Annotated in this window: 5 protein-coding genes; 2 read left to right on the top strand and 3 right to left on the bottom strand. The window is 69.9% G+C overall.

Features of this window, described 5'->3' with window-relative positions:
- Positions 1-145: 145 nt before the first annotated feature.
- Positions 146-1,408, bottom strand: a complete 1,263-nt coding sequence (hisS, locus tag ACIBUY_RS36375; protein ID WP_365573476.1) for a histidine--tRNA ligase — start codon at positions 1,406-1,408, stop codon at positions 146-148.
- A gap of 13 nt (positions 1,409-1,421) precedes the next feature.
- Positions 1,422-2,135, bottom strand: coding sequence for an MBL fold metallo-hydrolase (locus ACIBUY_RS36370; RefSeq protein ID WP_365573479.1), 714 nt, complete (start codon positions 2,133-2,135; stop codon positions 1,422-1,424).
- A gap of 148 nt (positions 2,136-2,283) precedes the next feature.
- Here ACIBUY_RS36370 and ACIBUY_RS36365 point away from each other — a divergent pair, with 148 nt between their 5' ends.
- Together ACIBUY_RS36365 and ACIBUY_RS36360 are read left to right on the top strand one after the other, a co-directional pair.
- On the top strand, positions 2,284-3,138 hold the full coding sequence (locus ACIBUY_RS36365; protein ID WP_365573481.1) for a peptidylprolyl isomerase: 855 nt from the start codon (positions 2,284-2,286) through the stop codon (positions 3,136-3,138).
- A 136-nt stretch (positions 3,139-3,274) separates the two neighbouring features.
- A complete protein-coding gene (locus ACIBUY_RS36360) occupies positions 3,275-4,507 on the top strand; it encodes a DUF349 domain-containing protein (protein WP_365573484.1) in 1,233 nt (410 codons plus the stop codon).
- A gap of 77 nt (positions 4,508-4,584) precedes the next feature.
- Here the strand turns inward: ACIBUY_RS36360 and ACIBUY_RS36355 are convergent, their stop codons facing one another.
- Complete coding sequence (locus tag ACIBUY_RS36355; protein ID WP_365573487.1) at positions 4,585-7,104, bottom strand: bifunctional (p)ppGpp synthetase/guanosine-3',5'-bis(diphosphate) 3'-pyrophosphohydrolase; 2,520 nt, start codon at positions 7,102-7,104, stop codon at positions 4,585-4,587.
- Between the last annotated feature and the right edge of the window lie 16 nt (positions 7,105-7,120).

The raw sequence follows: 7,120 nt of genomic DNA, 5'->3' as shown, positions 1-7,120 counted from the left end.
GGGGGGGGGGGGGGGGGGGGGGGGGGGGGGGGGGGGGGGGGGGGGGGGGGGCGGGCCGGGGGGGGGGGGGGGGGGGGGGGTTGTGGGGGGGGGGGGGGGGGGCCCCCCCCCCCCACCCCGCTCCTCGAACGCCGCAGTGGCCGACTTATGCCAGCTTCGCCTTCAGCACAGCCACGATCTCGTCCACCGCGACCGCGGCCTGCTCGCCGGACTCCATGTCCTTGAGCTGCACGACGCCCTCGGCCAGGTCCCGCTCACCGGCGACGATCGTGTACCGGGCGCCCGACCTGTTCGCGTTCTTCATCGCGCCCTTGAGGCCCTTGCCGCCGAACGAGAAGTCCGCCGAGATCCCGGCCTTGCGCAGCTGCGTCACCTTGGTGAAGAGGACGCGGCGCGCCTCGTCGCCGAGCGGCACCGCGAACACCGAGGTGGTGGCGGGCAGTTCGAGCTCGACGCCCTCCGCCTCCAGGGCGAGGACCGTGCGGTCGACGCCGAGTGCCCAGCCGACGGACGGCAGCGAGGGGCCGCCGATCATCTCGGACAGGCCGTCGTAGCGGCCGCCGCCGCCCACCGCGGACTGGGAGCCCAGACCGTCGTGGACGAACTCGAAGGTCGTACGGGTGTAGTAGTCCAGGCCGCGGACGAGCTTCTCGTCGTCCTCGAAGGCGACGCCCTCGGCGAGCAGCAGCTCGCGCACCTGCTCGTGGTACGCCTTGCACGCGTCGCACAGGTAGTCGCGCAGCGAGGGCGCGCCGACGAGCTGCTTCTGGACGTCGGCCCGCTTGTCGTCGAGGACGCGCAGCGGGTTGATCTCCGCGCGGCGCAGGGTCTCCTCGTCGAGGTCGAGGCCGCGCAGGAAGGTCTGCAGCGCCTCCCGGTACACCGGGCGGCACTCCTTGTCGCCCAGCGAGTTGAGGAGGATGCGGAAGTTGCGCAGGCCGAGCGAGCGGTACGCCTGGTCGGCCAGGATGATCAACTCGGCGTCCAGGGCCGGGTCCTCGGCCCCGATCGCCTCGGCTCCGACCTGGGAGAAGTGCCTGTAGCGACCCTTCTGCGGGCGCTCGTAGCGGTAGTACGAGCCCGAGTACCAGAGCTTGACGGGGAGGTTGCCGGCCTTGTGCAGGTTGGCCTCCAGGGCCGCGCGCAGCACGGAGGCGGTGCCCTCGGGGCGCAGGGCGAGCCGGTCGCCGCCCTTGGTCTCGAAGGCGTACATCTCCTTGGTGACGATGTCGGTGGACTCACCGACACCGCGCGCGAACAGCTCGACGTTCTCAAAGCCGGGCGTCTCGATGTAGCCGTAGCCGGAGTTGCGCAGGGGCCCGGAGATCGCCTCGCGCACCGCGAGGTACTTCGCGGAGTCCGGCGGAATCAGGTCGTACGTGCCCTTGGGGGCCTGAAAGGTGCTCACGGGAGAAGTCTCTTCACATTCCTCGTCGGGGGGCCCGGGTCGGGTCCCCCTGGCCGCCGGCTGCCACCTGCCGCAGATACGGGTTGGTGGCGCGCTCCTGGCCGATGGTCGTCTGGGAGCCGTGCCCGGAGAGCACCACGGTCGAGTCGTCGAGCGGCAGGCACACACGGGCCAGCGATTCGAGCATGTCGTCCATGGAGCCACCGGGAAGGTCGGTGCGTCCGATGGAGCCGGCGAACAGCAGGTCGCCCGAGAAGAACACCGACGGGATCTCCGTCGTCTCGGGCATCCGGAAGGCCACCGACCCCTTGGTATGGCCGGGCGCATGGGAGACGGAGAAGTCGAGTCCGGCCAGCTTCAGCGCGGCGCCGTCCGTCAGCTCCCGCACGTCGTCCGGCTCCCCCACCGTGATCTCGCCCATGAGCGGCATCCCGATGGAGCGGCCGATGCCCTTCTCCGGGTCGCTCATCATGTAGCGGTCGTCGGGGTGGATCCACGCCGGGACGTCGTGTGCTCCGCAGACCGGGACGACCGAGGCGACATGGTCGATGTGCCCGTGCGTGAGGATGACGGCGACCGGCTTCAGCCGGTGCTTCTTCAGCGCTTCCTCGACTCCCTCGGCGGCCTGGTGGCCCGGGTCGATGATCACGCACTCCTCACCCGCGGCGGGGGCAACCAGATAACAATTGGTGCCCCAGGCCCCGGCGGGGAACCCGGCAATCAGCACGATCGTCCTTCATCTGTCGTCGTAGTGCGGCAATGCGGCAGATCAGAGCCTACCGGCGCTGCCGATTCCACAGCGAACCCATATACGGTACGGGGCACCATAGGACGGCCCGCAACCAAGGTCACGAGACGTACGAGGAGAACAACCGGTGGTCACGAAGGATCAGCGGCAGCGTCAGCTCGCCCGGGAGAAGTTCCTGCGCCAGCAGCAGCGGCGCGAGTCCGCGCGACGCAAGGCGCGCACCCGCAACACCGTGATCGCCTCGGTGCTCGCGGTCGCCGTCCTGGGCACCGGTGGCGCGTACGCCGCCGGGGCGTTCAAGAGCGACGACAAGAAGGACACGGCGGGTTCCGAGCCGAGCGCGAGCCCGTCGGCGTCGAAGGCTCCGGACCCGTGCGGGAAGCCCGCCGAGGGCAAGGCGAAGACGGCGACGTGGAAGAAGGAGCCCGCGGTCACCATCGACAAGTCCGCGGACTACGCGATGAAGCTGGCCACGACGTGCGGTGACATCGGCATCGACCTGAAGGCGTCGGCCGCCCCGCACACGGTGAACTCGTTCAAGTACCTGGCGGACAAGGGCTTCTTCGACCACACGAAGTGCCACCGCCTGACCACCGAGGGCATCTACGTCCTGCAGTGCGGCGACCCGACGGGCACCGGACAGGGCGGCCCCGGGTACACGATCCCGGACGAGAACCTGACGGACGCCTCCCTGAAGAAGGCGGAGAAGCAGCAGGGGACGCAGCTGTACACGTTCCCGGCGGGCACGGTCGCGATGGCGAACACCGGGCAGAAGCACACCGGCGGCAGCCAGTTCTTCCTCGTCTACAAGGACAGCAAGCTGCCGGCGACGTACACCCCGTTCGGAACCATCTCCGATTCCGGCATGAAGGTCCTGAACAAGATCGCCAAGGCGGGCGCGCAGCCCGCCGACCAGACCACGGGCAACACCGCGCCGAACGCGACCGTGGTGATCAACAAGGCGACCGTGACCAAGTCCTGACCTGCCCGCTGCCAAACTTCGGTCGCGCGGGATGCGGACAGCATCCCTGCCGGTCGCCTATGTTGGCCGTGACGAAACTGTGGACGATGCCCGGGGGCCCACGAGTCCCCCGCAGGCATCATGTGGAGGAGGCGCTGTGAGCAGCGACCCGTGGGGCCGCGTCGACGAGACGGGGACCGTGTACGTGCGTTCGGCCGACGGCACGGAGCGTGAAGTCGGTTCGTGGCAGGCAGGATCCCCTGACGAGGCCCTGGCCTACTTCAAGCGCAAGTACGACGGCCTGGTCGTCGAGATCGGGCTCCTCGAGCGCCGGGTGCAGACGACCGACCTGTCGGCGAAGGACGCCACGACCGCGATCGAGCACCTGCGGGAGCAGGTCACCGACGCGCACGCGATCGGCGATCTGGACGCCCTCGGCAAGCGGCTCGACAAGCTCGTGGAGTCGGTCGAGTCGCGTCGCGAGGAGCGCAAGGTCCAGAAGGCCAAGCAGTCCGACGAGGCGCGGCACTCCAAGGAGGCGCTCGTCGTCGAGGCGGAGGAGCTGGCCCAGTCCGAGCAGTGGCGGGCGGCCGGCGAGCGGCTGCGCGCCCTGGTGGACACCTGGAAGGGCCTGCCCCGGCTCGACCGGAAGTCGGACGACGAGCTGTGGCACCGCTTCTCGCACGCCCGCTCGGCGTTCTCCAAGCGCCGCAAGGCGCACTTCGCGTCGCTGGACGCGCAGCGCGAGGACGCCCGCAAGGCCAAGGAGAAGCTGGTCGCCGAGGCCGAGTCCCTGTCGAACTCGCAGGACTGGGGCGCCACCGCGGCCCGTTACCGCGAGCTGATGACGGACTGGAAGGCCGCGGGCCGGGCGCAGCGCGAGCACGAGGACGATCTGTGGAACCGCTTCCGCGGCGCCCAGGACGTGTTCTTCGCGGCGCGCAGCTCGGTCTTCGCCGAGCGGGACGCGGAGCAGGGCGAGAACCTCAAGCTCAAGGAGGAGCTGGCCGACGAGGCCGAGAAGCTGCTCCCGATCGAGGACCTGAAGTCGGCCCGCGCCGCCTTCCGTTCGATCAACGAGCGCTGGGAGGCCATCGGCCACGTGCCGCGGGACGCCCGCCCGAAGGTCGAGGGCCGGATGCACGCGGTCGAGCGCGCTCTGCAGGAGTCCGAGGAGGCCGAGTGGCGTCGGACGAACCCGGAGGCACGCGCGCGTGCCGCGGGTCTGACGGGCCAGCTGCAGGCCGCCGTCGACAAGCTCAAGGGCCAGATCGAGCAGGCTCGTTCGCAGGGCAACAACGCGAAGGCGGACAAGCTCCAGAAGGAGCTGGACGGCCGCCAGGCGCTGCTCGACTCGGCGCTGAAGGGCCTGGAGGAGTTCGGCGGCTGACGCCGACTTCCTTGTCCTGTACGTGAAGGGGCCCGGCACAGATCCTGTGCCGGGCCCCTTCACGTGCGTACGGCGTCTTATGGCCTGCGGGCCGACGTCACGCGGTACACGTCGTAGACGCCCTCGACTCCCCTGACGGCCTTGAGGACATGACCCAGGTGCTTCGGGTCGCCCATCTCGAACGTGAAGCGGGACGTGGCCACCCGGTCGCGCGACGTCTGGACGGCCGCGGACAGGATGTTCACGTGCTGGTCCGACAGGACCCGGGTCACGTCCGACAGCAGGCGCGAGCGGTCCAGGGCCTCGACCTGGATGGCGACCAGGAAGACCGAGGACTGGGTGGGTGCCCACTCGACCTCGAGGATGCGCTCGGGCTCCCGGGACAGCGACTCCACGTTGACGCAGTCGCTGCGGTGGACCGAGACGCCGCTGCCGCGCGTGACGAAGCCGATGATGGGGTCGCCGGGGACGGGGGTGCAGCAGCGGGCCAGCTTGACCCAGACGTCGTCGACGCCCTTGACCACGACGCCCGGATCCGCGTTGGACCTGCGCTTGGAGCGGCCGCGCGAGGGCGGTGCGCTCTCGGCGATGTCCTCGCTGGCCGCTTCCTCGCCGCCGAGCGCCTGGACGAGCTTCTGCACGACGGACTGCGCCGTGACATGGCCCTCGCCGATGGCCGCGTAGAGCGACGAGATGTCGGGGTAGCGCATCTCGTGCGCGAGCGTGACGAGCGAGTCCCCGGTGAGGATCCGCTGGATCGGCAGGTTCTGCTTGCGCATGGCGCGGACGATGGCGTCCTTGCCCTGCTCGATCGCCTCGTCGCGCCGCTCCTTGGAGAACCAGGCACGGATCTTGTTGCGGGCGCGCGGCGACTTGACGAAGCCGAGCCAGTCGCGGGACGGGCCCGCGCCCTCGGCCTTGGAGGTGAAGACCTCCACCAAGTCGCCGTTGTCCAGGGTGGATTCGAGGGGCACCAGGCGTCCGTTGACGCGTGCTCCTATGGTCCGGTGGCCGACCTCCGTGTGGACCGCGTACGAGAAGTCCACCGGCGTCGCCCCGGCCGGCAGCGCTATGACGTCGCCCTTCGGGGTGAACACGAAGACCTCGTTGCGCGACAGGTCGAAGCGCAGGGACTCCAGGAACTCGCCCGGGTCCTCGGTCTCCTTCTGCCAGTCGAGCAACTGGCGCAGCCACGCCATGTCGTTGAGGTGGTCGTCCTTGCCGGTGGCCTTCGGCTGGTCACTGCGCACCTTGGAGGCGCCGGCGACGGCCTCCTGCTTGTACTTCCAGTGCGCGGCGATGCCGTACTCGGCACGGCGGTGCATGTCGAACGTGCGGATCTGCAGCTCGACGGGCTTGCCGTTGGGGCCGATCACCGTCGTGTGCAGCGACTGGTACATGTTGAACTTGGGCATCGCGATGTAGTCCTTGAACCGCCCCGGAACCGGGTTCCAGCGGGCGTGGACGGTGCCCAGTGCCGCGTAGCAGTCGCGGACCGTGTCGACGAGGACGCGGATGCCCACCAGGTCGTAGATCTCGGCGAAGTCGCGGCCTCGCACGATCATCTTCTGGTAGACGCTGTAGTAGTGCTTCGGGCGGCCGGTGACGGTCGCCTTGATGCGGGCCGCGCGCAGGTCGGACTGCACCTCGTCGGTCACTATGGCCAGGTACTCGTCGCGCTTGGGCGCGCGCTCGGCCACGAGCCGCACGATCTCGTCGTACATCTTGGGGTAGAGGATCGCGAACGCGAGGTCCTCCAGCTCCCACTTGATGGTGTTCATGCCCAGGCGGTGGGCGAGCGGCGCGTAGATCTCGAGGGTCTCGCGCGCCTTCTTCTCCTGCTTCTCGCGCTTGAGGTACCGCATGGTGCGCATGTTGTGCAGGCGGTCGGCGAGCTTGATGACGAGGACGCGCGGGTCCTTCGCCATCGCGACGACCATCTTGCGCACGGTCTCGGCCTGCGCAGCCTCGCCGAACTTGACCTTGTCCAGCTTGGTCACGCCGTCGACGAGCAGGGCGACCTGGTCGCCGAAGTCGCGGCGCAGGGTGTCCAGGCCGTACTCGGTGTCCTCGACGGTGTCGTGGAGGAGACCGGCCATGAGCGTGGCCGGGTCCATGCCGAGCTCGGCGAGGATCGTCGTGACGGCCAGCGGGTGCGTGATGTACGGGTCGCCGCTCTTGCGCTTCTGACCGCGGTGCCAGCGCTCGGCCACCTGGTAGGCGCGCTCGATCTGGCGCAGCGTCGACGTCTCGATCTTCGGGTCGTTGCTGCGCACTATCCGCAGCAACGGCTCCAGGACCGGGTTGTACGGGTTCGAGCGCTGTACGCCGAGGCGGGCCAGGCGGGCGCGGACGCGGTTCGAGGAGCCGGAACGCGACGCGGGCTGGTTCGCGGCCGCCCTGGAGGAGGTGGTCGCCGGTGGCGGCGTGGGGCGTGGCTGCTCGGCGGCGGGCTTGGGCCGTGGCTGCTCGGCCGCCTTGCCGTCCTTCTTCGGAACGGGCTGTGCGCTCTTCGCGGGCGCGCCGGAGGACGCCGCGGCCTGGGCGGCCTGCTGGTCGGGCTTGGCGGCGGTGAGTGGCTTGGCCTCGTCTGGCAACGGCGCTCCTCGTGCG

Origin of the sequence: Streptomyces sp. NPDC050085, assembly GCF_044460595.1 — a bacterium.
In the GTDB taxonomy this organism is placed as follows: Bacteria; Actinomycetota; Actinomycetes; order Streptomycetales; family Streptomycetaceae; genus Streptomyces.
This window is presented reverse-complemented; position numbering and strand designations above follow the sequence as displayed.